Origin of the sequence: Kocuria sp. CPCC 205235 (genome assembly GCF_040980905.1) — a bacterium.
Lineage (GTDB): Bacteria > Actinomycetota > Actinomycetes > Actinomycetales > Micrococcaceae > Kocuria > Kocuria carniphila.
The window spans coordinates 30,417-56,195 of the sequence record NZ_JAVKPR010000010.1; the positions used below are offsets into that span (position 1 = coordinate 30,417).

Sequence of the window (25,779 nt, forward strand, 5' to 3'; positions counted from 1 at the left end):
GGGATCTGGACGGACGCTGGCGCCGGGTGTGTACTCAGCGCGGTGCATGGGTGTCTGTCAGGGGTATTCCACGGGGGCGGGTGGCGGTGTACCACTGGGCGCAGAAAACAACGATCAAGGTGACGTCCACGGCGTCCCCACCGTAATACATGATCTGCGCCCCGATTCGCGCGTCGGCGAAGTCAACGCCGGCGGGCGGGTGGCCGTAAAGCCACTTGGCCAAGATCGAATGGGCTGTGAGAAACCCAATGAGCGCTGCGGTCCGCAGGGCGAAGGAGCTCCGGTGCGGGTTCGGGTCAATCCCCACCATCGCGGCGGTGAAAAGATAGCCGGCCAGGAAGACGTGGGCGTGGACGAGCGCATACAACCACACCGAGGTGTGCATCATGCCGTACAGATCGGTGGTGTAAAGCGCCCACAGGCCCCCGACGTTGAGCACCACCGCGACCACCGGATGGGTCAGAGCCCGCACGAGAGCGGTGCGCAGGGCCCAGGAGAGCGCGCGGGCCTGAACCACAGGCAAAGCACGCAGAGCAAGAGTGACCGGGGCACTGAGCACCAGACACAGTGGCGCGACCATGCCCAAGAGCAGGTGCCCGACCATGTGGGCGGGAAAGCTCGTGCGGGCGGCTTCAGCGATCGGGCCCACCAGCCCGACCCCGGCGCAGAAGAGCCCGGTGTACCACAGCACGGCGCGGTGGATCGGCCAGCGCCCCCGGTGGCGGGACGCCCACCATCCCGCGGCGTAGCCGACCGCGCCCAGACCGAACGCCAGGGCTGTGACGTATCTGAACAAAGTCCAACCGAACATGCCGTGGTCGTGACTCATCGCGATTATCGTACATCTGTTTTCAAGACCTGGTCGGTCGTTGATCGCCCTCGTCCGGCTGGCTGACCATTCCTGTATGGCCACGATGAAGCCGCAGTGGATGATCGACTGTGGGAGCTGATCGCCCCGCTCATCCCGCCCCTAACGCCGCCGCGAGGTCCCGGTAGGCGGCGTGGATCGATGACTGGGCCGCTGTGGAGGGCATCTTGTTCGTGCTGCATACCTCGGTGTCGTTGACCTGCCACCGGCTCTGGGGCACGGGTCCGGACACACCGCCTGGTTGCCTCTGCGCGAGTGACAGGCGGCCGGGGTTTGAGAGAAGCCCCACCGGGCCGTGCTCGAGGAGCTCTCCGAGGAGCAGATCCTCGACTGGACAGGGGCCAGCATCGACTCGGTGTCGGTACGAACCCAAAAAGGGGAGCGAGCTGACCGGCCCGAACTCCACCGACCACGCGAACCCGGGCTCCAAGTACTACCTGCTCACTGACCGCAACGGCCTGCCCCTGCACGTTCACGCCCCGGCCGCCAACACCCACGACAGCCGTCTCTTCGAACTCCTGATGGTGGCCACCTCCGGTGTGCGCGATCGGTGCGGACGTCCCGTGCAGCCACGGCGCCGCCCAGGCATCAAAGTGCGTGTTACCCGCCGTGGGATCGAGGCCAAAACTCATCTGGATCGACACGGCTTGGTGGTCGAGCGCCCCATCTCCGGGGTCTTGCGCTTCAAACGCCTCGGAATCCGCTACGACCGCATCGTCGGCACCCTGGTCCTCTGCCCTGCTCGGCCTCCCGCTCATCAACGTTCGCCGACTGCGCCAGGCGACCAAGTTATGAGATCAGGTGCACCTCAGCGTGCCTGCACTGCACTGGTGGCCGGCGAGGTGCCGGCATTCCGATTTCCCCGGGCAGGGGCCGTGATTCCTGCCGGAGCGCTCGGCTCGCCAGTCTCGGGGGTTGGTTTGCCGGACGTCACTCGTGCCGGGCGTATGGGCCCCTCTTCCTTGTCATTGAGGATGCCGTCCCCGTCAATGTCCGGGTCTCCTTCATTGAGCAGGCCGTCCCCATCCATGTCCGGATCAACCTCATCGACGAACTTATCGCCGTCGAGGTTGTCGTCAGCCTCGTTGTCGATGCCGTCCCCGTCGAGGTCGGTGTCTTCAATATCGAGGGTGCCGTCGCGATCGGTGTCCCGTCTGGTGTCCGGAACCCGGGGCGCCACCCCGGGCAGGAGATCCTTCTCTTTCCCAGTGTCCGCGGACGGTGGCGGCGCGGATGGTGGCGGCGCGGATGGTGGCGGCGCGGGTTTGGGCGGTGCCGGTTTGGGCGGTGCCGGCTTGGACGGTGCCGTTAGGGGCCCGGGCGGGGTCGCAGCAGGTGCTGGTTTGGCGGGCTTTACCGGCTTGGTCTGGGGGGCCGTGGGCTTTTGCGCTGCTGGCGGTGCAGGAGTCGGTGTGGGGCTGGGTTTTGCAGGAGCGGAAGGCTCGGCCGTGGGCTGTGGCTCCTTCGTGACCTTCTTGGTCGCAGCGGCCTTCTGCTCGGCAGCCTTCCTTTGGGCGACCTTCTTCTGATCGGCAGTCTCTTCGCCTGAGGCGGCCTTTTTCTTGGCGGCGGTCTCGTCCTCCGGGAGAGCCGGCACGGGCACCTCCAAGGAGTACTTGCTGCGGGAGGCGGGAATGACGCGGAGGCCGTCGACCCAGTCGAAGGACTGGGGGTCCACGGCCTGCCCGTCGACCCAGGTCTCGAGGTGCAGGTTTGGTCCCGTGACCCGGGTTCCGGTGGCACCGACGGAACCGAGCTGCTCGGACGCGGTCAGCCGGTCACCGGTGGCCACCCTGACGTCCTGGAGGTGGTTGTAGGTGGTTCTCAGTCCGTCCGCGTGGGTGACCTCCACACGGTTGCCGCCCCAGACGTCCCAGAACACGGCCGTCACCTCGCCCTCGGCGGCCGCCACGACCGGCAGCCCTGCGGCGGCGGAAACGTCGGTGCCGTTATGGAACTCGCGGTCGCCGCGATCGGGGGCGATCCGCCACCCGAAGGTGCCCCCGGTCAGGACGGCCCCGGGAGTGGTGGGGGCGATGAGGGTGTTGACGGGAAGCTCGCCCGAGTACAGCCTCGGTGCGTGCCGCCCCGGGCGCACCGTCGAGGCCGCGTTCCGGTCGCCGTCGCCCGGGCCGGTGCCTTGGCGCCAGGAGCCGTTGCCCGTGGCGCCGTCACGGACGGGCGAGGTGGAACGGTTTTGCCGCAGCGGTGCCGCCGGGGGGTGCTGCCGCTCCTGACCTGACGCGAAGAGGCTCCACCCGCTGTCCGACCGCTCCGAGGACGTCGAGGAACCCGCCGACGCCCCGAAGGCAGCCCCTCGTTCTTCGCCGGCCCCCGGAGTGACGCCCGAGCTGACGGCCACGCTCAGCGCCACGAGGGCCGAGAACGCGGCGAGGGCGCTCACCGGCGAGGAGGCGCGGTGACGGAGGTCGGGCTTGGCAGGGCGGCGAGAGGAGTCGCGGGGCATGATGGTGTTTCCCCCAGGACGTCGCAGGCAGCGACGGAAAGATCGAGCAACGGACCGCAGGCATCAAACATTGGTGTGCGCGTAGGAGCACGGACAATTCTCCTGAGGATACGTCTTCGCTCCCGTTAATGCGGCGTCGTGCGGGGACGCAACGCTGTATGACGCGCAGAGCTGCCGCCCTCCGGTTCGAGGTTCCTGGTTCGGTGGCGGCAGAGTGGCGCTGAGGTACCTCATGTGACGCGGTAGATACCGATGTCAGGGCGCCCTGTCGTGGGTCAGATGTTGCCGTGGCAGCCAGCGTGGTTCGCGCCTGTGGTCAGTCGAACAGGTTGGTGAGGCCGGGGGCGAGCAACAAGATGGTGGGCACGGAGATGAGCGCAGCGGCTGCGCCGATGACTGTTGCTTTTTGCCCCGTCGGCAGGGGTGTGGCCTCCAGCCGCAGGATGCGATGACGAGCATCCTCGGTAGGGGCCGTTCCTGTCCAGGTGCCTTGGAAGCGGTGCGAGGGAGCAGCGAATCCACCGGTGCTGACAAGGACGACGGCTCGGGCGAGGGTACGGTCGTCGACGCTCCGGCGGGCGCTGTCGTCGGCGAGCATCTCGACGAGGAGCCCGACTTCGCGGTGGGCGCGGTCGGCGATGGGGAACCAGGGCAGGGAAGCCCTCCAGGCGCGGAATAGCATGAGCACGATGTCATGGCGTTGGGTGGCATGCGCCTTCTCGTGCTCGATCACCGCGTCCAGCTCGTTTTCATCGAGCAGTGACAGCAGTCCGGCAGAGAGGACGGTCATCGTGGTGAACGCCCCGGGGAGGCAGTAGGCGATCGGGGCGGGGTTGTCGAGGAGCCGGGTGCCGGGGGCCTCGGGCAGCGGTGTGCTCAGGAGCAGGACCAGCTGGGCATGGCGCCGACGATCGCGTTCGGCGCGCACAATCGTGACGATCAGGTTCAGCAGCAGATGCCCGCCGAGCAGAACTGCTCCGGACAGCGCGAGGATGTGCATCGGGCCTGCGGGCACCCATGGCTGATCTCCCAAGAAGCTGGCGGCGAAGCTGATGCCGCCCGTGACCAGGTCCGGCCCAAAAGGGGTCAGGCCGAAGGTGAGCAAGGCCCCGAGCATCGACAGCCCGCCGGCCAGGGCGACGGCCTGCCAGAGCACCAGTGCGGTGGCGGGGGCGCAGGTCGGCCACTTGGCGTGCGAGAGAAGGATTGGGACGGGCCAGGCCAGGGCGAGGGCAAATGCCGCGAGGGCGATCGAGGCGCTGATCACATGGACTCAGTGGTCGTCGAGGAGGCGCCGCAGCGTTTGTGCTTCCTCGGAACTGACGCCCCCGACGAAGCGTTCGAGTACGGCGGCCCGGTCGTTGGCTGTTCCGAGGACCTCGTGCATGAGGGAGGCCATGTGCTCCTCCCGGGAGGCCGCAGGTAAGTAGCGGTGGGGGCGGAAGGTGCGTTCCCGTGTGACGAAGCCTTTGCGCTCCAGGCGGGACAGGACGGTGAGCACGGTGGTGGCGGCGCGGGGGCGGCCGCTGTCGGTGGCTAGGGGGAGCTGGTCCTGAAGGTCGTAAGCCGACAGGGGGGTGTCCGCCTGCCAGAGGATCTCCATGATGGATCGCTCCAGGTCACCTAAGGAGGTTGCACGTTTCGATTCGTTGGTTGCCACCGGCTGATTCTAGCGGACCGACCCACGTGTTCTACAGTGGTGTAGAAGTAGTTCTACGACTCGTAGAATTACTTCTACACCACTGTAAACAGGCTTGGGGGACAACCCATGGATCCGTTGGAGATCGCCCGGTGGCAGTTCGGGATCACCACCGTCTACCACTTCGTGATGGTCCCGCTCACGCTCGGGCTGGGTCTGCTGGTGGCGCTCATGCAGACGATGTGGGTGCGTACCGGCAACGGGCGTTGGCTGCGGATGACGAAGTTCTGGGGCAAGCTCTACCTGATCAACTTCATCATGGGCGTGGCCACCGGGTTGGTGCAGGAGTTCCAGTTCGGGATGGCCTGGAGCGAGTACTCCCGCTTCGTCGGCGATGTCTTCGGGGCACCGTTGGCGATGGAGGGCCTGCTCGCCTTCTTCTTCGAGTCCACCTTCCTGGGCCTGTGGATCTTCGGCTGGGATCGCCTGCCCAAGAAGCTGCACCTGGCCACGCTGTGGACCGCGGTGCTGGGCTCCGTGGTTTCGGCCTTTTTCATCATCGTCGCCAACTCCTGGATGCAGCACCCGGTGGGCGTGGAGATGGTGGACGGCCGCCCTGTGATGAACGACGTGTGGGCGGTGCTGACCAATAACACGGCCCTGGTGGCCTACTCCCACACTCTGGCCGGAGCGGTGGCAGTGGGCGCGGCGTTCCTGATTGGGGTTTCCTGGTACCAGCTGTGGCAGCGCCGCCGGGACAACATCGACACCGTCGACGATTCCGGTGCCGTGGTTGTGGGGGAGCGGGCCGATATTCCCGGGCGGGACCGGGTCGACCACGCGGTGTGGCTGTCCAGTCTGCGCATCGGTGCGGTGGTCGCCGCCGTCGCCTTCGGCGGGGTCGCCGCCACCGGGGACCTGCAGGGCAAGCTGATGTTCGAGCAGCAACCGCTGAAGATGGCTGCCGCTGAGGCGGCCTGCCACGATGGCACCAGCTTTTCGGTGCTGGCGGTGGGCCCGCTGGGAGCCCAGGACTGTGACCAGGTGACCAACGTCATCGAGATCCCGGGCCTGTTGTCGTTTCTGGCCCACGGGGACTTTGACACCGAAGTCAAGGGCGTGAACACCCTCATCCCACAGTACGAGGCCGCCTACGGCACCCACCTGCCTGAGGACCCCATGTACGGGCAACGGGCCGGCCAGAAGATCGACTACCTGCCCCTGATGGAGGTCACCTACTGGGGGTTCCGCCTGATGATCGGCTTCGGCATGCTCGCCGCGGGGTTCGCGGCGCTGGCGCTGTGGATCACACGGAAGGGCACCGTCCCGGCTTCCAAGCCCTTGATGTGGGTGGCGGTGGCCTCCATCCTGGCACCCTTCGGGGCCAACATTGCCGGGTGGGTGTTCACCGAGATGGGGCGGCAACCGTTCGTGGTCGTCCCGAATCCCAACCCCAGTGGTGTGGACGGGGTGTACATGTACACCGCCGCTGCCGTCTCCCCGGGAGTCAGCGGGGAGGAGATCCTTTTCTCCCTGGTCACCCTCGGGCTGATCTACGCGGTCCTGCTGGTGGTGGAGACGATGCTGCTCGTGCGCTACGTGCGCGGCGGGGTCGCCTCGGCCATGCCCGAGCTCGCCCACCACGAAGATGACCCCGCCCATCCCGAGGGCATGACCGGTCGGCGCGATGACGTGCTGGCCTTCGCCTACTGAGCCCGACGACCACAGAACGGCCCCTGACATGGAACTGCTTCCCACTCTCTGGTTCATCGCCATCGCGGTGCTGTGGACCGGGTTCATCCTCCTGGACGGCTTCGACCTGGGCGTGGGGATGCTCATGCTTACCAGTACCCGCGATGAGCGCCAGCGCCGGCAGATGCTCAATACCATCGGCCCGGTGTGGGACGGCAACGAGGTGTGGCTGATCACTGCAGCCGCCGGGCTCTTCGCCGCCTTCCCCGACTGGTACGCCTCCTTGTTCTCTGCCCTGTACGTCCCCTTCGTGTTCGTCCTGGTCGGGCTGATTTTCCGGGCGGTGTCCATCGAGTACCGCGGGAAGGTCCACAGCGACCGGTGGCGGCGGTGGGTGGACCGGGCCTTGGGGATGGGGTCGTTCCTGGTCGCCTTCGGGCTAGGTGCTGCCTTGGCTTTGACCACTACGGGTCTGCCGCTGAACGCTAACGGCGACCGCGTCGGCGGGGCCTTCGCCTGGCTCACGCCCTACGCGCTGCTCGGGGGGCTGGCGCTGGTCGGGTTCTGCCTCGTGCACGCCGCGGCCTTCCTGGGACTGAAGACCGAGGGCCCGGTCCGGGTGCGTGCCCGCCGGTTCCTCCTCCGCTTCGGTCCGGCTGCGCTGGTGCCGCTCACCGTGTGGGTGTTGGCCGTTCAAGTGCTCCACGACACGGCCTGGACCTGGCCCCTGGTCGGTGTCGCGGTCGTCGCCGCGCTCTTCGGGTGGACCAGCGCCCGCCTGGGCCGGGAAGGCCGCGCCTTCGCCGGTTCCGCCGCACTGCTGTTCTGCGGTCTTACCTCAATCTTCGCCAACGTCTACCCCGTGGTCCTGCCCTCCACGATCGACCCCGCCCACCACCTGACGGTGGCCAATGCCTCCAGCAGCGACTACACCCTGGGGGTCATGACCGTCGTGGCGGCCATCGGCTTGCCCGCGGTGCTGCTCGCTCAGGGCTGGAGCTACTGGGTGTTCCGCCGGCGCCTGACCACCGGCCATCTTCCCGCCCCCCACCCCGTCCTTCCCGCCGTTGCCCCGAAACTCGCCACGGGCACCCCACGTGAGGGTGTGCCGGGGAGAGGCGCGGACGGGAACAGGCAGGCATGAAACGTCCCCCACTGGGCCCCGGCGGCTCTGCAACAGTCTTTACCCTCAGCCTCCTAGGAGCGCTCAAGGCTCTGGCCCTGATCGGCATGGCCGAAGCCCTGGCTCGCGGCATCGTCGGGGTCATCGCTCATGACACGGCGGCCTGGCAACGGGCTCTGCTGGTCGGGATCGGCGCCGGGTTGCTGCGTGCCGGAACCACCTGGGCCACCCAGGTCGTCGCCGTCCGCGCCGCCGGTCGGGCGAAGCGGGGGCTGCGCCGAGAACTCGCCACCGGCCTCATGGCCGGTGGTGGCCACGACGTCGGCGCCACGACCACCGTGGGCACCATCGGCCTCGACGCCCTCGACGACTACTACGCGCGCGTGCTGCCCTCGGTCACCGCCGCCGCCGCCGTGCCTCTGCTGGTCGGGGCGAGGATTCTGGCCGCCGACTGGGTCAGCGCCCTCATCATCGTGCTCACCGTGCCCCTGATCCCGGTGTTCATGGCACTGATCGGACTGCACTCCCAGGACAAGGCCGGGGAGTCTTCCGCCGTTCTTCAACGGCTCTCCCACCACCTGGTCGAACTCGCCCGTGGACTGCCCGTCCTCGTGGGCCTGGGGCGGATCGAGGAGCAGGCTGCGGCGTTGCGCGATGTCTCCGAGCAGCACCGGCACACGACCATGGTGACGCTGCGCACCGCTTTCCTCTCCGCGCTGGTGCTCGAGCTGATCGCCACGCTCTCGGTCGCCGTCGTGGCGGTGTTCGTCGGCGTGCGTCTCGTTTACGGTGACCTCGACCTCCTGGTGGGGCTCGTTGCCCTCATCCTCGCCCCTGAATGCTTCGCCCCCTTCCGCGACCTCGGCGCAGCCTTCCACGCCTCCCAGGACGGCATGGCAGCCCTGCATCGCTCCCGGGAGATCGTCGCCGAGTCCCCGGCCCCCGACATCCGCAGAACGACGCCGCCGGAATCGAACCCCGCAACGATCAACCCCCGGCCGGACACTCCGGCGGACCAGGCACCCCTGGTGCGGATCAGCGGCGTGGTCGTGCGCTACCCAGGACGGGCCTCCCCAGCAGTATCCGGTCTCGACGCCGAAATTTTCGGCGGAACCATCACCAGCGTCGAAGGCCCCAGCGGCAGCGGCAAATCCACCCTGCTCGGGGTCCTCGCCGGAACCATCGAAGCCCAAAAAGGAACCATCCACGGGATCGACCCGGCTGCAGTGGCCTGGGTGCCTCAGCACATCCACACCGTCGGCGAAACCGTCCTCGACGAGATCCAGCTCTACGCCCACGACACCGCCTCCGCCCACCACGCCCTCGCGCGAGTCGGACTGACCGGGCTGGCCGAGGCGGACCCGAACCAACTCAGTCCCGGGGAGCTGCGCCGCCTGGGCCTGGCCCGGGGCCTGGCCCGCATCACCGCCGGGGCCAGGCTGCTGCTCCTCGACGAGCCCACCGCCCACCTCGATCCCGCCAACGCGCACCGCATCAGAAACCTCATCGACAACCTGCGCGGCACCACAACCGTGATCCTGGCTTCCCACGAAACCGAGATCACTGCCCTCGCCGATCAGACAGTGCTCCTGGGGCAGCCCGCCAGCCCCCGCGGGGAGGGGGCGCACCGCCGGCCAGGAACCACCGCCCCGGAGGAGCCGCCGGTGCCCGATCGCCAGGGCGAGGCGTCCAATTCTTCACTCGCCGAGACCTCCGGTGGTGCGTTGGGCGAGCTCGGGGCGTTCATCGCCTCCACTCGCTGGCGCGTGCTGGGGGCCGCGGCCCTGGGGACGGCCTCAGCCCTGTTCGCCGCCGCCCTCACCACGCTGTCGGGCTGGCTGATCGTGCGCGCCAGCGAGCAACCGGGAATCATGTACCTGATGGTCGCCATCGTCGGCGTCCGCTTCTTCGGCATCGGCCGTGCCGTGCTGCGCTACGCCGAGCGACTGGCCACCCACGATGCCGTCCTGTCCGCCACCACCGAGCTCAGGTCCCGGATCTGGGCCGGGCTAGCCGCCCGCGGCCTGGCCTCCCGGGCCCTGGCCACCGGTGGGGCGGCGCTGGAGCACCTGGTCGAGGCCGCAGACCGGGTCCGTGACCTGGCACCAAGGGTCCTGCTGCCACCGATGGCCGGGGCCGGCACCGCCCTGGGGGCTGTCGTCACCGTCACGGTCCTGTGTCCCAGCGCGGTGCCCACGCTCCTGGTCGCCGTTTTCGGCGGGCTGCTCGCCGGGCCCGCCGCGGCGCTGCTGGCCGATCGCTCGGCGGCCCGCCACCTCACCGTCGTTCGCTCCAAAGTGATCCGCCGCTTCGCCGCGATGGCCGCCGCCTCCAGTGAGCTGCGCGCCAACGATCGAACCGAGGACATGCTCGCCCGGCTGGACGACCTCGAGCAGCGCGCGGACACGTCGACCCGCTCCAGTGCCTGGGCGCGGGGCCTGGGCGAGGCCGTCGTGGTGCTGGCCTGTTCTCTTTCCTCCGTGCTGATGCTGGCTACCACCGCCGAAGCCCTGGCGGCGGGCACGATTTCCACACCGGTCGTCGCCGGACTCGTGCTGCTGCCTCTGGGCCTGATCGACCCGCTGCTCGGCGTGGTCGATGCGGTACAGCAGTGGTCCGCGCTGGCCCAGTCACTGCGCAAGGTCCATGCCGTCACCTCCACAACCACCCGTCACGAGCGACCTCAGCCCCCCGCCGGGCTGGTTCCGGCTCAGGTCCAAGAGCTGACGCTGGCCGACCTGGCCGTCACCTGGCCCCAGGCGCCGGCCCCGGCATTCCGCCACCTCCAGGCCACCGTGCGACGCGGCCAGTGGCTCGTCGTTGAAGGTCCCTCCGGCTCAGGCAAGTCCACCCTGCTGGCGACCCTCCTCGGCCACTTGCCCGCCGCGGAGGGCTCATGGCAGGTCAACGGCTCCGACAGCACCACCTTCGACGCCCGGCAGCTGCGGCGGTGCTTCGCCTGGTGCCCCCAGGAGGCACATCTGTTCGACTCCACCATCCGCGGCAACCTCCTGCTCGCCCGGGGTAAAGACGATCGGCCCACCGATGAGGACATGTACGAGGTCCTCACCCGTGTGGGCCTGGGCCCCTTCCTGGACAGCCTTCCCCGGGGCTTGGACACACCAGTTGGGCCCAGCGGCGGGGAGCTCTCCGGGGGGCAACGTCAACGCGTCGCCGTGGCCAGGGCACTGCTCACCCGCGCCGACGTCATGCTCCTCGACGAACCCACCGCTCACCTCGACGCACCAGCTGCCGACTCGCTGATCTCCGACCTGCGCTCAGCACTGTCCGACCGCATCGTCGTGCTCGTGACCCACCACGCCGAACAACGTGCTGGAGCAGACGTCCACCTCCGCCTACCAGGGGTGCACCAGCACCGCCCACCGCAACCCAGGGACCATGCGCAGGCCAGAAACGGCGACCGGTCACTGACGCGTGTTCTCTGACCGCCCCGCCAACGCAGACGATCTCCCAAGACATCACAGCCCCAGATGAGATACACCTCTCCCGGGGACTCCGCGCGACCTGTCCTCAGCCGCCGACGCTCGGCCGGCCTGCGCTGGCGCGGGTTGATCCACATGGCTCCAACGGGACGTCATGGTGCATAGAACCGTCCCGTCACGAGACACTGCTCGATTCCCTCACACTTCCGGGGCGGTGGAAGTGTCGGTGCTGTTGTTTGCTGTGGCGTCTTCCGTGGATTGCGTAGTGGCGGGGCGGGGTGCGCGGCCCAAATCCACCACACGGTAGATCAAACCCGCCACCAGACCCCCCAACAACGGGGCGACCCAGAACAGCCACAGCTGGGACAGGCTCTGCGCGCCACCGATGGCCGCGGTGCCGGTGGAGCGGGCCGGATTCATCGATCCGCCGTCGAACGGCGCCAGGATGGTGAGCAGGAACGCGAAGGTCGCCCCGATCGCCACCGGGGCCAGTACCGCGTTGGCCCGTGGGGCGGTTGAGCCCAGGACCACGAGAACGAACAAGGTGCTCGCCACGAACTCAATCAGAAGCACGGTGGGCCAGCCGGCTTGGGAAGTGGAGTTCTGCCCGTAGCCGTTGGCCACCGCCCCCAGAGCCTGGGCGGTGGTGGCGGCATCGATCAGTGTCATCAGCACCGCCCACAGCAGCCCCACCGCGACCAGGGCCCCCAGCACCTGGGCCACCACGTAACCGATGGCGACCTTGGGTGATGTGCGCCCGGCCACGACCGCCGCCAGGGTCACGGCAGGATTGAAATGACCCCCGGAGACATGCCCGAAAGCCACCAATACCGCCAGCAGCCCCAGCCCGAAACCCAGTGCGGAATCGATGACCTGGGTGGCGAAAATCCCGGTGCCCACCCCGGCGAAAATCAGCACGGTAGTGCCCGCGAACTCCGCCGCCCACCGGGCACCGGTGGAGGGAGCCGGGGACACCTCGTTGGTGCCGGAATCTTTGCGCACCGCTTTCGGAACCGGAGCCACCAAATCCTGAAAGTCGAGGGCGGCCGTTCCAGCATCACGGGCGGGCGCTGTGGATCCCGCAGCAGCAGGTTGTGCGGTGTTGTCGGTCATAGGGGTTCTCCTGAACGTTGTATCGACACGGCAGGGCCAGAAGGGAAGGCCAGTAAGTCCGGGCGCCGGGCGCCGCTGCAATAGGACCACGGCTAGCTGAATGGTTTTTGAGCACGGGCTCAAATGTGTCGGCCCCACAGCAGGTCCTTGCTGGTCGGTCGCCTCACTCAAGGCTGACAGAGAGGGGACTGGCGAAGGCGCTTTCCCATTCTGTGGGTTCAGCGGATGTGTTGTGGGAGCCCATTCTTGATACCGCCGCCTCGACGGACCCACCCGCTGCTGCAGTTGGGTCCGGGCTCAGTCTTCGCATCGAGCGGAGGTGAGCACGAGCCCACGCCCGGCGCCGGCGGTCCGGGCCAGGGCCAGCTCCAGTGGGCCCTGGCCGTAGGCGCGCTGCCAGGCCACCGCGAACACCGCCGCCCCGCCTGCGTGGATGAGGAACCACAGGAGGGGCACCTCGTAGTGCACCATGGCGGCCAGTGCCAGCAGGTGGGCGGTGTAGAGGGTCAGGGTCATGGAGCCCGCAGCACTGAGCGGCAGCAACCAGGCGCCGGCCTTCCGCCCGATGAGCAGGAACGCCCCCAGCACGGCCGCACCGGAGCCGAGGCCATAGAGGATCGCGATCGGGGTGTTGGTGTGCGGACCGGGGATTAGCAGCCACCACCACGACGTGTCGGGCAGGACGGGGTCGGGGCCCCAGATGATGATCTCGTCGATCTGCTCCTGGCTCAGTCCCGGGGTGGAGCTCATCAGCTGGTCAAAGCCGCCGGCCTGCATGATCAGCACCCAGTAGACCAACCACGCGGCCAGAGCCAGGACCAGGCCCGCCCCGAGCAGCCGGACCTGGACGTGCAGGGACCGCAGGTTGAGCCGGCCGATGGCTACGCCGGCAAGCAGGTAGGTCAGGTATGGGGCCGCAGGGTAGGTACCGGTGAACAACAGTTGGGAGAGCACCGTGCCAGGGTCGGTGAGCACCCCGGTGATGGTGGGATTGTAGACCTCCATCGCGGGCAGCACGCCGCGCAGGGTCTGCATCAGCACCGGGGCGGTCACCGCGGTCACTCCGGCGAGGATGAACAGGGTCCGTGCGGGTAGGTGCAGGAAGGGGATGGCCAGCAGGAAGAACATCCCGTAGTAGGTCAAGATGTTGTAGGCGGGCGGGTCCTCCGGCATGACCTGGTTCACGAGCAGGCCCAGCACAGTGATCAGCACGGCCCGGATGAGCAGCCCCACCCGGTCGGCGGTCATCGTCCGGCCCCGGTGGGCTGTGCGTCCGCCGGTGGAGAACGCCAGCCCGACCCCGGCCAGCAGCGCGAACAGGGCCGCGGCCCGGCCGGCGAACAGCTGCCACTGCAAGGTGACCTCGTAGGTCTCGGGGTCCCAGGCCGGCAAGATGTGGATGGAGAACATCCCGACCAGAGCCAGACCCCGGGCGGCATCGACGCCCACCAGCCGGGATTTTTTCACCAGCGGGAGACCTGAGTCCCCAGTTGGCCCCCGCGTCCCCGAGGTCGGGTGGTGGATGCTGACCATGCTGGTGGGCTCCTTCTCTCGGATGTACCGGCGGGCCCCCGCCCACCGGTCCGGGCACTCCAGGCCCCTCCACCCCCATTTGACCAGGGCGGACTGTCCCGGGCTTATCCTTTCCCTGTGCCCTGGCTGTGTCCGCTGCCGCGTCTCCGGGCGCGCCATGCGGGCCTGCGAACGGTCGTCTCCAGGTCCGCCACCATCAGCACCACGGATGTGCACCAGGCCGAGAACTGGCCGAGATGGTCGGCGCCCGGGTCTTCCACACCCTGGACGGCCTCTCCTGGTCCCATAGGACCCTGCAGGCCACCGGCAGGCCACGCACCTGGGAACGGTTGGGGGCGGCGGGTCGTGTCGGCGTCCCTGGCCGTCCCAGCCGGCTTCCGGTGACGTCAGCCGGTCCACATAGGGGTTAGCGGTCCTCGGTGCGCTGCTGCAACTGATCCAGGTAGGCGTTGTAAGCATCCAAATCCGGGGTGCCTCTGACGGCGGCCTCGGCCTCTTCGCGGGCGGCGTTGCGCGCATCCTCGCGGTGCCACTGGCTCATGATGAACAGCAGAATCAGCACGGACGGCAATTCACCGTAGGACCAGGCCAACGAGCCGGCCAGGACCTGGTCGGCCATCGGGTCAAGGTTCCAGCTGCCTGGCGGGGTGGCGAAAAACTCCACGACGGGTAGCGGAGCCATCATGACGATGACGCCGAAGAAGGCGTGCAACGGCATCTCGGGGACGATGTCGGCCAAGCGACTGCCGTAGGTTTGTTTGGCCGGCAACGGGTCGGCCGACAGCAACGGGATCGTGAACAGGATCCCGGAGGCCAAGAACAGCAGTTCCAGCCCGATGTGGCCGTACCAGGTGGGCAGCAACCGGTCGTCAAGTCCGCTGAGATACACCCCGTAGAAACTGACCAGGAACAACGGAACCAAGAAGGCAGGATGGATGGCGAGCCTGCCCCACCTCGAACGCAACCCCCACAGGGCCAGGCGCAGCACCACGGCGCCGGGCCCGCGATGGGGTGCAGCCCGCAGCAGCAAAGTGCCCGGGCTGCCCAGGACCAGCAGCGCGGGAACGAACATCATCAAAGTCAGCTGCTGGAACATGAACACGGAGAACATGCGCAACCCGTAGCCTTCAATTCCCGCGCCCATGATGACCGCTGTGACCGCGCACCCGGCGAAGAAGCACAGGGTCCGCCACACCGGCCACCGCCGGCGTGCCCTCCACAGCCGGGCCGCTCCGACCAAATACAACACAGCCAGCACCAGCGCGATGGCCGGGATGAGTGGAATTGGTTGCAACGTGGGGGCCAGGAAGTTCTCCAAGCTCGGCGGCTCGGACGGGACCCAGACCGGCCCGGCCATGTTGCGGTCAACCATGGTCACGGAAAGCATCGACTGCCATGAGGACATTTTTGCATGCCACAGAACGGTCCCGAGGTCCGGATCGGGCCCTGAGCCCAGGACCGGTCCAGGAGGGACGGGCCTGCCACGCCGGCCTCTCCCCGGACCTGCCCGCGATATTGGGGATCGGGGCCGAAGAGCCCCGGTGGATTCCGGTCCCCGGCGCACAGCTGGGCCGAGCATGGGAACCGGTTCACGTCTGGGCCCGTCAGCTTTTGCGCGGACCCGGCCACGGGTGCTGATCCTGGCGTGCGAACGGAGATCATGATGGGTTGCGGCGCTTCTCCAACAGGTCCTCCATGTACTTGATCTCCGAGGTCTGGCTGGTGGCGATCGATTGCGCCAGAGAGGTCACCACGGGGTTGTCAGTGTGCTCCAGGATGGCTTGGGCCATGGCTGCTCCGGCTTGGTGGTGGGGGATCATCAACTCGAGGTAGAGCCGTTCGGCCTCCTGGCCTTGGGCGTCCTCCAGCTCGGCCAGCTGCTCGGCGGTGGCCATGCCCGGCATTCGCGCGTCCGGACCAGGGCTCGTGGAGTCCATGCCGGGCATGGATGTGTGGTTCTGGTCGCCGTCGTCCATCCAGGCCATGGCCGGTTGGGATGAGGCCTGGGGCAATCCCCACACGGAGAGCCAGCCGTACATCTGCCCGGCCTGTTGTTGCTGGGTGCGGGAGATGTCGTATGCCAACCGGCGGATCTCCGGGTCTTCCGTACGGTCACGGACCAAGGAACTCATTTCCACCGCCTGCAGGTGATGGGTTTGCATGTCGCGGGCGAACCCGGCTTCCGGGCTGCCCTCCGCCGGGGTGGACGACGTCGGAGCGCTCAGCTGCCCCACCGCCCAGCCGGCCGCCACCAACAGCACGGCCGCCAGCACCAGCAGGACCCACCGTCCCCGGTGCCCTGCCGAGCTCCTGGAGGCGGCGCCGGTGGTGCTGGTGCTCATGCGACCCGGCTGGGGGCATCGATGCCGCCGGTGCAGGATGCCCCGGGCTCCGGGGCGTCGGGGGACTGCCAGTACTTGGTCACGAACTGCTCCAGGCGCTCATCTTCCGGGGAGTCCAGGGCGACCTGAGCCCCCCACGCCGAGATCATGATGGGGGCGCCCAGGTCCTCGTAGGGGGAGAGCACCACGTAGGTGTCCGGGACGGCCTGGCGTAACTCAGCCACCTGGTCCTCGGACAGGGCGGAGGGGTCGTAGGCGGCCCACACGGCCCCGTGCTCCAAGGCGTGCACGGCGTTCTCCTCGGGCACCGGCTCGGTGTAGACCCCGCAGTTGAGCCAGTCACTGGCGTGGTCCCCGCCCACCGGGGGGGACTGCTCGTAGTCCACCGCGGTCTCCACGTGGGAGTTGCCGAGGCCCTCGTAGGTCTGCAGCCCGGCGATCTCGATGTCCTCCCGCGCCTGGGGCGGGGGATCGTTGATCACCGCCACCGTCACCAGGGCCCCGACCGCCGCGACAGCCGTCACCGCGCCCGCGCCCGCCAGGAGCCGCCGCCTGCGGGTGGCCCGGGCATCGGCCGCCCAGTGCTGATCCAGCAGCGCAGCACGTTGCTGCCGCGCCCGCTCCGGGTCCGTACCGCCAGCCATGCGTCCTCCTTGAAAGGCCCAAAAAGGGTCTTGCTCCTCATGAACGGGCAGGACAGTAGCTCACTGCGCTGAGCCTTTCCTGCAAGGCCTTCTTCGGAAGATCGTCCACCATCCACTCCTGGACATGTCGGCGAGTGTGCATCCTCGAGCGCAGGAGAGGCGCGTCCTCGGTGGCTAACGGCGACGACGCAGAAGATCCAGGCCTGGGGCGGGATGTGAGGACCGGGTGCGCACTCCTTGCTGGTCGTTCAAAGAGGACGCACCCGGAGTATGTGATGCCTGAACCGGCTCAGCGTAGGCAAACCTGGACCGGCCCGGAGCCGACGTTGACGCTGTCGAGGACCGCCTGGTGGCCGTTCCGGCCGCCGTGCACGGCCTCGCCGCCGCCGGGATGGACCCCGATGTGGGCGCCCCCGGGGAGCAGTCGACGAGGACATCGGTCTGGGTCTGGACGGTGGAGACGCGGGCGCCGGACTCAAGTGGTCGGCCGGTTAGCCGCGGAAACTGGTTCAGGCCGCGCCCAGCGCATCACTCACCGCCCCAGTGCAGGCCTGATCCCGGACGGTGTCACCGAAACGACCGATGTCCGACGGGGGTGCTTTCGGAGAGGAGCACTCCCGCAGCAGGTGAAGGGCGCAGCAGGTGCGCGTGAGGTAGAGGCGGTCCGGCCCCGGGTGAGAGCGGTCCGGGGATCTGCTGCGGTGACCATGTGGGGCACCGCAGCAGCGAGTCCGGCTCAGCGGTAGGTGTAGTACCCGTCAACGCCATGCCCCTCGATGGGTACTACACCTACCGCTGAGCTTCGCCCCACCAGTGGTGGCCGGTTGACGGGAGGCCTTCCGTCAGGTGCGAAGTGCTCCGAGAGGATCGTCATCGGCGACATATTTGGGGTACTTCGTGCCTGGATCGCAGAGTCGATCGGTCGCCACGGCCCGGCCGCCTTGCACCCGGTCGGGAAACGGCGCACGGGCGGGCTGCCCAGCGGAGCAGCGCAGAAAGTGATCATGGGCTCCACCCGTCTCCTGCCGGAGGCAGACAATCGCCTTCCCTCCCCGCAGGGGCATTGCGGCAACGGCCGCACGAGGTGCCGTGGTGGTTCGAGGACGGGGGCGCCGCAGTGGCGGACGGCACCCCCATCCGCCCACACCGTAGGGACACAAGCTGGACATTGCCCGAGCCTCGCTCGACCCCGCCCCTCTTTGATACAGATTCTGCTGTACGGTTGTGGCATGAGGATCTTGTCCCCGGTCGAGGTGATGTCCCGGTTCGGCAAAGCACTGGCCGATCCCACCCGGGCCGCGGTGCTGCTGCAGCTGCAGCAGGGCCCGGCGGTGCCCTTGGAACTGGCGGCCCAGATCGGGGTGAGCCGGCAGATCCTGTCCAACCACCTGGCCTGCCTGCGCGACTGCGGGCTGGTCGTGGGCGTGCCGGCCGGACGCAATGTGCGCTATGAGCTCTCGGACCCGAAGCTGGCCCACGCCCTGGAGGACCTGCTGGGCACGATTCTCACCGTCGAGGCGGTGTGCCAGTGCGGCACGCCGGAGTGCGCCGCCGAGGAGCTCGCCGGTGCGGCCAGCACCCAAGAGGTTCCGGCGTGAGCGGTGAGCACGATCACGCCCACGGTGCCACCGGGCGGCGGGGAAAGCTGGCAGTAGTCTTCGCCATCACCGCCACGATCATGGTCGCCGAGATCATCGGCGCGGTGATCTCGGGCAGCCTGGCGCTGCTGGCCGATGCCGGGCACATGTTCACCGACTCCGCCGGGCTGCTGATCGCGCTGATCGCGGCGACCCTGGCCCTGAAGCCGGCCACGGACAAACGCACCTGGGGGTACAAGCGGGCGGAGATCGTCGCCGCGGCCGCCCAGGCCTCGGTGCTGCTGGCCGTGGGCGGGTTCGTTGCCGTCGAAGGTATCCGCCGGCTGCTGGAGCCCCCGGAGGTCGAGTCTTCGGCCATGCTGTGGTTCGGGGTGATCGGGCTGGTCGGCAACATCATCGGGCTGATCATCCTGGCCTCGGGGCGGGGAGAGAACCTGAACATGAAGGCCGCCTTCCTGGAGGTCGCCAACGACGCCCTGGGCTCGGTGGCGGTCATCGTCTCCGCGATCGTCATCGCCACCACTGGGTGGACCCAGGCGGATGCGATCGTGTCCCTGCTGATCGCCGCCCTGATCGTGCCCCGGGCCCTGATTCTGCTGCGCGACACCATCGAGGTCCTGATGGAAACCACTCCCAAGGGTCTGGATCTGGATGAGGTCCGCACCCGCCTGGAGTCCCTGCCCCACGTGGTGGGGGTGCACGACCTGCACGCCTCACGCATCGACTCCGACACCCCGGTGCTCTCGGCCCACGTCACCGTCCACGACGGCTGCCTGAGCGCCGAGCACGCCGGTGTCGTGCTGGCGGATCTGCAGGCCTGTGTGGCCCGTGACTTCGACGTGGCCATCGAGCACTCCACCTTCCAGATCGAACCGGCCTCCCACCGCGGGGACGAGACTCTCCGCCACTAGAACCCCTCCACTCCCGGTATGCCCTGCTGCCTGAGACAGAACGGAAACCCCTTGTGAGCACTACCGCCAGTACGAGCGCCCCCCAGCGGAAACCCTCGAAGGCCAAGATCCTCGTGTGGATCCTCCTGGTCGCCATCGTGGCCGCCGTGGCCATCCCGATCCTCATCGCCCGTGCCAATTCCACCCCTGAAGTACCCGAAGATGTGGGGCAGCTGGTGCGAGAGAACAGCCGAGTGCTCTCGAAGGCCCCGGATGAGCAGGCGGTGCTGGTGGAGTTCCTGGACTACGAGTGCGAGGCCTGCCGGGCCGCCTACCCCTTCGTCGAAGACCTGCGGGCCGAGTACGGCGACACCGTCACCTTCGTGCACCGCTATTTCCCGTTGCCGGGTCACCGCAACTCCGTCAACGCCGCGGTGGCCGTGGAGGCCGCCGCCCAGCAGGGACAGTACGAGGCCATGTATCAGCGCATGTTCGAGACCCAGGCCGAATGGGGGGAATCGGCCGAGGACCAGAGCGCACTCTTCCGCGGCTTCGCCGAGGACCTCGGCCTGAACATGGCCGCCTTCGATGCCGCGGTGGCCGACCCGGCCACCGAAGAGCGGATCAAGCTCGATGTGGCTGACGGTGAAGCCCTGGGCGTGGCCGGGACCCCGACGTTCTACCTCGACGGAGAAGTGCTCAACCCCGAATCCCTGGAAGCCTTCCGGGCCGCTGTCGAGACCGCAGCCACCGACTGACCCGATGACCAGTCCATCCCGCACCACCACCACACCACCGCCCGCCCCGTCGGCGCCGGCCCTGGCAGTGGTTGGACGGCGCCGGGGCGTCGCCACCGCTGCTCTCATCGTTGTCGGCCTGATGACCCTCACCGTGCTGTGGGTGGCCCTGAGCTCCTCCGGGGCCACCGCGGCCCGGGAGGTGCTCGATCCCGGGGCGATGGTGCGCTGGGGACTGCCGGCGGCCACGACCGTGCACCATCTGGCCATGTCCATCACCTGGGCAGGGCTGGTCTTCGCCACCACCGTCGTGCCCCGGTCCACCCCGGCCCACGGCGCGAGAACACCCGGAGCCGAGCACCCGGCCTTCGCCCGGGTGCTGAACGTGGCCGCGGGGGCGGCGGCGGTGTGGACGCTGGCCGCGGTGGCGATCATCGTGCTCAGCTACGCCGACACCATCGGTGCCCCCGTCTCGGGCTCGACCGAGTTCACCGGACAGCTGGGCTACTACGTGACCCGCCTGATTCCCGGCCAGGCGTGGGCGGTGACCGCGGTGATGGCCGCGCTCACCACCACCTTGGCCGTGCTCGCCCGCTCCCCGGGGCCGGTGACCGCCACCACCGTGGTGGCCCTGGCCGCCGTCATTCCGCTGTCCCAGCTCGGGCACGTGGCCGGGGTCGATGACCACAACGGGGCCGTCAACGCTTTGGCCCTGCACCTGCTCGGGGCCGGGATCTGGACCGGCGGGATCATCGTGCTCGCCCTGCTCGTCCCGCTGTTGACCACCCCGCAGGCCACGCACGGCGTGCTGGTGCGTTTCTCCGCCCTGGCCGCGGTGGCTTTCGTCGTGGTGGCCGTCTCCGGGGTTATCAACACCGTCTACCGGATCGGTGGGTGGGACGGGCTGGCCTCCGGCTACGGGGCACTGGTGATCGCCAAGACGATCGCCACCGTGGCCCTGGGGGTGCTCGGGTACCTCAACGGCCGGGTCATTGCTGCCGGGCCTGCGAGCCGGGGCAGGGTGTGGCGGCTGATCACCGTGGAGGCCTTCATCCTCTGCGCGGTGATGGCCCTGGGCGTGGCCCTGGGGCGCACCCCCACCCCGGTGCCCCTGGAACGGGAACCGGACATCACCGCCGCCGAGATCCTCACCGGCTACCTGCTGCCCCCACCGCTGAGCGCCTCCGGGTGGGTCACCCAGTGGCGCCTGGACTGGCTGTGGATCGCCGTGGCGATCCTCGCAGCCTGCCTCTACCTGGCCGGGGCGCGACGCCTGCGCTACACCAGGACACCGTGGCCGGTGGCGCGCACGGTGGCGTTCCTGGCCGGACTCGTGCTGCTGGTCTATGTCACCTGCGGGCTGCCGGCCGTCTACGCCCCGATCCTGTTCAGCATCCACACCACCGCCCACCTGCTGCTGGCCTTCCCGGTGCCGTTGCTGCTGATCGCCGGACGACCCGGGCTTCTGGCCGCGGCCCTGGTGCCGGCCCGCACCGACGGCTCCACCGGGGCGCGCGAGCTCACCACCGCATGGCGCACCTCCCGGACCGGGGCGCTGATGGCCCACCCGATCCCGGCCGCGGTCCTGGTCCTGGCCGGGCTCGGTGTCTTCTACTACACCCCCGCCTTCGCCCTGGCCCTGCACACCCACGTCGGCCACGAACTGATGAATACCACCGCCCTGGTCCTGGGCCTGATCTTCGCCGCCGCCGTGCTGGTCCCACCACGCGACCGGGCTGCGGTGCACACCCAAGCTCTGACGCTGGTCGGGACAGCCACCGCCCTGGGGCTCTGGGCGGGGGCCACCGCCCTGTCCCCAGCGCTGATCCAACCGGAGTGGTTCTCCGGGCTGGGGAGGGACTGGGGCCCCGCCCCGCTGGCGGACCAGCAATCCGCGGCCAGCTCCATCCTCCTGGCCGGGGCCCTGCCCCTGTTGGCCACCGCCCTGGCCGTCCTGGCCCGAAGACCCCAGGCCGACACCCCTGTCATCGACAACGGAACCGTCAAGGACACCCACCATGGCTGACCCCACCACCAGCACCACCCATCACACCGACGCCGGCCCGGCCACCGAGACCCACCTGCCCGGCTTCGCCCGGTACCGGCCCTTCGCGGTCCTGCTGCTGGTGACCGGGGTGATCGGTTGGATCGCCTCCGGTGTCCTGGTGCTCGAGCGCCTGGCCCTCTACCGCGACCCCGGCCACGTCACCAGCTGCGACATCAACCCCTGGGTCTCCTGCGGGCAGGTCATGGGCACCTGGCAGTCGGAACTGTTCGGCTTCCCCAACCCGCTGATCGGCATCGTCGCCTTCGCCGTGGTCATTACCACCGCCATGGCGGCCCTCTCGGGGGCGCGGTTCGGGCGCTGGTACTGGATCGGGCTGCAGGTCGGGGTCACCGCCGGGGCGGTGTTCGCGATCTGGTTGTGGTCCCAGGCGCTGTTCTCCATCTACATCCTGTGCCTGTACTGCATGATCGTGTGGGCGGCGATGATCCCGCTGACCATCCTGCTCACCATCCGCAACATGGTCCACGGCATCATCCCCGCCCCGCCCGGGCTGGCCCGCTTCGCCGCCGACTGGGCCTGGACCCTGGTCGCCATCACCTACGTCGCGGTGGCCGCCTCGGTGTTCTTCCGCTTCTTCACCGCCTTCACCGGCCTCTGACACCCACCGGTCGCGGTGCTCCCACGGGGGTCGACACCGTCGACGGTGTCAGACCCAGCTTGCCCATCAGACTCATCATCCGTGGCCCATGTTCCGCTGACAGACATCGGGTGATCGCCGGCCGCGTCCGGTCGGACGCGTTGCATCAGGTCGCCATCGCAGGGGCTCGGGATCCCGTCTTGGAAGGTATTACCGCTGTAGCGCTTCGATCGGCATCTGACGTTGGTACCTCGCCAGGGTAATGTCATCCTTCAGTCGCGATCATGCTTTCCGAGGTCCGAGGTCCGAGGTCCGAGGTCCGAGGCCACGATGCCGCGAGTCCACCGTGAGAGGGAGTCCTGATGGGACGCATGGCGTACGACCTCAGTATGGACAGCACTCTGGCCTTGGCTTGGCAGGGCTATGAGTTCGTGTCCCGGCGGTGTGAACGGTACGGAACCGATGTGTTCCAGACCCGCCTGCTGCTGGAGCCGACGGTGTGTCTGCGCGGTGCGGAGGCCGCGCAGGTCTTCTACGACGCCGACCGGTTCCAGCGACGAGGTGCCTTCCCAATGCGGGTGCAGAAGACGTTGCTCGGTGTCGGTGGCGTGCAGGGCCTAGACGGACAGACCCACCGGGCGCGCAAGCAGATGTTCATGGATCTCATGACCCCGCACGACATCCGTACTTTGACGGGCCTGGTCGCCGACGGCTGGAGAGCCCGGATTATCGGGTGGGAAGCCGCTGACCGCATCGTGCTGTACGAGGAGGTCGGGCAGATCCTGTGCCAGGCGGTCAGTAGCTGGGTCGGTGTCCCCGTCACCGAGTCCCAGGTCAGGGGCCGCACCCAGTCCTTGCACGCCATGATCGAGGCTCCCGCTGCGGTCGGTCCCCGGCACTGGCGGGGCCGGCGCGCCCGCCACGGGGCCGAACAAGCCATTGCGGACCTGGTGGATCGGGTACGCCGCGGGGAGCACGCTGCCCCGGAGGGCAGCGCCTTGCAGGTCGTGTCCACTCACCGCGAGCCTGGTGGGCAGCTGTTGGGCAGCCGGATTGCCGCGGTCGAGCTGCTCAACCTCGTGCGTCCCACGGTCGCGGTCGACCGCTTCATCATCTTCGCGGCCTTGGCCCTGCACCAGCACCCCCAGTGGCGAAGCCGGTTGCGCCAGGGCGGTGACCGCGACGCCGAGTTGTTCGTTCAGGAGGTCCGCCGCTTCTATCCTTTCTTCCCGATGGTCGGTGCTCGGGTGCGCACTGCCTTCGATTGGCAGGGCGTGCACTTCCCCCAGGGGCGTAGAACGCTCCTGGACCTGTACGGCACCAACCACCACCCCGACCTGTGGGAGAACCCCGAGATCTTCGATCCGGACCGCTTCACCACTTGGGACGGCGGCGCCTACGGTCTCATCCCACAAGGCGGCGGGGATCACCACATCGGCCACCGGTGCGCGGGGGAGTGGATCACCATCGCCCTGATGAAGGCGGCGCTGGCCATCCTGACGCGGGAGATGACCTATGACGTCCCGTCCCAGGATCTGCGGATCAGCCTGCGTCGCATGCCCACCCTGCCATCCAGCGGATTCGTGATCTCCGACGTGCGCTCCGTACCGTCGAGCGCAACGGTGGGGGGAGGGCCGCGATGACGTGGGTGTGGGTGGTGGGCTTGGTCTTGGCGGCATTCGCCACCCGCTGGGGCGCTGAGCAGCTGGCCGCTCCCCTGAAGGCGGTACGGCAGCGGTACGGGTTCACCGGCGCCGCCGGCGGCCCACTGGTCGCTCTCGGCAGCGCCAGCCCCGATGTCGGCATCAACGTCGTCAGCGCGGCCACCGGGGCCGGAGCGGTCGGACTGGGCAGCATGCTCGGCTCCACCGTGGTCTCGATCCCGATCACCGTCGCGGTCGGCTACGCGGCGTTTCGGAAGAACCGGGCGACCAGCGACAAGAAACCTGCCGAGCAGGGCGAGGGCCTGCGGATCGAGAAGAGCGCGGTGCTCATCGATGCACTGCCCTACCTTGCCGTCGTCGCCCTGTTCGCGGTGCTCATCCTGCCTCCGGCCTGGCGAGGGTTGCAGCCGATCGATGGCTTGATCGCCGTGGTCGCATACGTCATCTACCTCGGGCAGGCCCTCTTCCGCGGTCGTGGTGGTGAACGTGGTCAGGTCTCGTGGTCGGGGAAACAGACCCTGCTGACGCTCGGCGGTGTAGCCGCACTTGCCGTGGGTTCCTACGTCCTCGTCACCGGAACCCAGCAGATCGGTTCAGCGCTTGGCCTGGCACCGCTGGTCAGCGGGCTGTTCATCACCGCGTTCATGACTGCTCTGCCGCAGGTGTTCACCACCTGGTCCGTGGTCCGCAGTGGGCAGGTGACCAGCGGGATCACCAGCGTCTTCGCCGACCACACCATGACCTTCACGCTTGCGGTGCTGCCTCTGGCGATCGTGACCGTGCCGGTGCAGAACTACCCGGTCGTGCTCACCGTTATGGCTTTCGTTGCGCTCATGCCGGTGCTCTTCGCCGTTCTGAGCTACCGCCGCGAACGCCACGACTCCTACGGGTTCATCCTCCGCGATGTCGTCATGCTCGGTGGGGCTCTGATCGCATATCTCCTGTGCACTGCCGCCGTTCTCTTCTTCCTGGCCGGAGCCAGCGGCCGCTGATAGGGCGAAACCTGGGACAGAGCCTCCACGGGACCTGGTGCGATTCACTCCGGCACATGGTTCGCGTGCATGTTACTGGGGGGAAGTCTTAGGTGAATGCCAACCGCCTCCAGGGCGCTGACTCCGCTTGCAGCAAAAGAAGTTCCGGAGGATTTCTCCTCGGCTGCTTCTTCGATGCTGCCGGTATATCCGGGCAGCACCAGAGCGCACCCCAGGACGAGGGCGGTGATGGTGGCAGAGCGCTTCACGGGTGACCTTTGCTGGATGTCTGAGTACCGGGCACCGGCACCGGCCGGTCGATGCGCCAAGAAGATATCCGCCTGGCCGTGGTGGTGCCTGGATGGGCGCTGCGAAAGGGGTCCTTCTCAGGCCCGGAAATCAAGGAAGTG

General features: G+C 68.4%; 20 protein-coding genes. 10 read left to right on the forward strand and 10 right to left on the reverse strand.

All coding sequences use genetic code 11. The annotated features are described in order from the left end of the window. Positions 1-34: 34 nt before the first annotated feature. The 4 genes from RF638_RS08725 to RF638_RS08740 all read right to left on the reverse strand — a co-directional run bounded on the left by RF638_RS08725 (position 35) and on the right by RF638_RS08740 (position 4,995). Entirely contained in the window at positions 35-829 is a 795-nt protein-coding gene (locus RF638_RS08725) for a cytochrome c oxidase assembly protein (RefSeq protein WP_095650768.1), read from the reverse strand. An 847-nt stretch (positions 830-1,676) separates the two neighbouring features. Next, positions 1,677-3,335, reverse strand: coding sequence for a peptidoglycan DD-metalloendopeptidase family protein (locus RF638_RS08730; RefSeq protein WP_095650767.1), 1,659 nt, complete (start codon positions 3,333-3,335; stop codon positions 1,677-1,679). A gap of 316 nt (positions 3,336-3,651) precedes the next feature. After that, positions 3,652-4,602, reverse strand: a complete 951-nt coding sequence (locus RF638_RS08735; protein WP_062737393.1) for a M56 family metallopeptidase — start codon at positions 4,600-4,602, stop codon at positions 3,652-3,654. Between the two features lie 6 nt (positions 4,603-4,608). Continuing rightward, positions 4,609-4,995, reverse strand: a complete 387-nt coding sequence (locus tag RF638_RS08740; RefSeq protein WP_219930804.1) for a BlaI/MecI/CopY family transcriptional regulator — start codon at positions 4,993-4,995, stop codon at positions 4,609-4,611. Positions 4,996-5,103: 108 nt separating this feature from the next. On the opposite strand from RF638_RS08740, the gene RF638_RS08745 reads away from it, so the two are divergent. The 3 genes from RF638_RS08745 to cydD are packed head-to-tail and all read left to right on the forward strand — an operon-like array spanning position 5,104 to position 11,235. Continuing rightward, positions 5,104-6,687 (forward strand): cytochrome ubiquinol oxidase subunit I, encoded by a 1,584-nt coding sequence (locus tag RF638_RS08745; RefSeq protein ID WP_062737391.1) that lies wholly within the window; start codon positions 5,104-5,106, stop codon positions 6,685-6,687. Positions 6,688-6,715: 28 nt separating this feature from the next. Further along, positions 6,716-7,810 (forward strand): cytochrome d ubiquinol oxidase subunit II, encoded by a 1,095-nt coding sequence (cydB, locus tag RF638_RS08750; RefSeq protein WP_062737390.1) that lies wholly within the window; start codon positions 6,716-6,718, stop codon positions 7,808-7,810. Continuing rightward, the gene (cydD, locus tag RF638_RS08755; RefSeq protein WP_062737389.1) at positions 7,807-11,235 is read left to right on the forward strand and encodes a thiol reductant ABC exporter subunit CydD; all 3,429 of its coding nucleotides are present in this window, start codon (positions 7,807-7,809) and stop codon (positions 11,233-11,235) included. Before cydB ends, cydD begins: the two co-directional genes overlap by 4 nt. Before the next feature lie 195 nt (positions 11,236-11,430). Here the strand turns inward: cydD and RF638_RS08760 are convergent, their stop codons facing one another. From RF638_RS08760 to RF638_RS08780, 5 genes are all read right to left on the reverse strand, one after another. Then, positions 11,431-12,345, reverse strand: coding sequence for an MIP/aquaporin family protein (locus RF638_RS08760; RefSeq protein WP_084271836.1), 915 nt, complete (start codon positions 12,343-12,345; stop codon positions 11,431-11,433). 297 nt (positions 12,346-12,642) lie between these two features. Further along, the gene (locus RF638_RS08765) at positions 12,643-13,812 is read right to left on the reverse strand and encodes a heparan-alpha-glucosaminide N-acetyltransferase domain-containing protein (RefSeq protein ID WP_219930791.1); all 1,170 of its coding nucleotides are present in this window, start codon (positions 13,810-13,812) and stop codon (positions 12,643-12,645) included. 472 nt (positions 13,813-14,284) lie between these two features. Then, complete coding sequence (locus RF638_RS08770; protein WP_062737404.1) at positions 14,285-15,250, reverse strand: cytochrome c oxidase assembly protein; 966 nt, start codon at positions 15,248-15,250, stop codon at positions 14,285-14,287. A 286-nt stretch (positions 15,251-15,536) separates the two neighbouring features. Continuing rightward, positions 15,537-16,220, reverse strand: a complete 684-nt coding sequence (locus tag RF638_RS08775) for a DUF305 domain-containing protein (protein WP_062737386.1) — start codon at positions 16,218-16,220, stop codon at positions 15,537-15,539. After that, positions 16,217-16,864, reverse strand: coding sequence for a DUF3105 domain-containing protein (locus RF638_RS08780; protein ID WP_062737385.1), 648 nt, complete (start codon positions 16,862-16,864; stop codon positions 16,217-16,219). The genes RF638_RS08775 and RF638_RS08780 overlap by 4 nt, the downstream gene beginning before the upstream one ends. Before the next feature lie 1,229 nt (positions 16,865-18,093). On the opposite strand from RF638_RS08780, the gene RF638_RS08785 reads away from it, so the two are divergent. The 7 genes from RF638_RS08785 to RF638_RS08815 all read left to right on the forward strand — a co-directional run bounded on the left by RF638_RS08785 (position 18,094) and on the right by RF638_RS08815 (position 25,390). Next, entirely contained in the window at positions 18,094-18,462 is a 369-nt protein-coding gene (locus RF638_RS08785) for a helix-turn-helix transcriptional regulator (protein ID WP_129701470.1), read from the forward strand. Continuing rightward, positions 18,459-19,373: a cation diffusion facilitator family transporter gene (locus tag RF638_RS08790; protein WP_062737366.1), complete on the forward strand. Its 915-nt coding sequence runs from the start codon at positions 18,459-18,461 to the stop codon at positions 19,371-19,373. Before RF638_RS08785 ends, RF638_RS08790 begins: the two co-directional genes overlap by 4 nt. 53 nt (positions 19,374-19,426) lie before the next feature. Beyond that, complete coding sequence (locus RF638_RS08795; protein WP_368841785.1) at positions 19,427-20,110, forward strand: DsbA family protein; 684 nt, start codon at positions 19,427-19,429, stop codon at positions 20,108-20,110. 4 nt (positions 20,111-20,114) lie between these two features. After that, the gene (locus tag RF638_RS08800; RefSeq protein WP_229587029.1) at positions 20,115-22,115 is read left to right on the forward strand and encodes a cytochrome c oxidase assembly protein; all 2,001 of its coding nucleotides are present in this window, start codon (positions 20,115-20,117) and stop codon (positions 22,113-22,115) included. Beyond that, positions 22,108-22,755 (forward strand): vitamin K epoxide reductase family protein, encoded by a 648-nt coding sequence (locus tag RF638_RS08805; RefSeq protein WP_095650760.1) that lies wholly within the window; start codon positions 22,108-22,110, stop codon positions 22,753-22,755. Before RF638_RS08800 ends, RF638_RS08805 begins: the two co-directional genes overlap by 8 nt. 341 nt (positions 22,756-23,096) lie before the next feature. Next, entirely contained in the window at positions 23,097-24,377 is a 1,281-nt protein-coding gene (locus tag RF638_RS08810; RefSeq protein WP_062737362.1) for a cytochrome P450, read from the forward strand. Beyond that, a complete protein-coding gene (locus RF638_RS08815; protein ID WP_129701472.1) occupies positions 24,374-25,390 on the forward strand; it encodes a sodium:calcium antiporter in 1,017 nt (338 codons plus the stop codon). Before RF638_RS08810 ends, RF638_RS08815 begins: the two co-directional genes overlap by 4 nt. Positions 25,391-25,434: 44 nt before the next feature. On the opposite strand, the gene RF638_RS08820 is transcribed toward RF638_RS08815, so the two are convergent. Beyond that, positions 25,435-25,638, reverse strand: coding sequence for a hypothetical protein (locus RF638_RS08820; protein ID WP_129701474.1), 204 nt, complete (start codon positions 25,636-25,638; stop codon positions 25,435-25,437). Positions 25,639-25,779 lie beyond the last annotated feature (141 nt).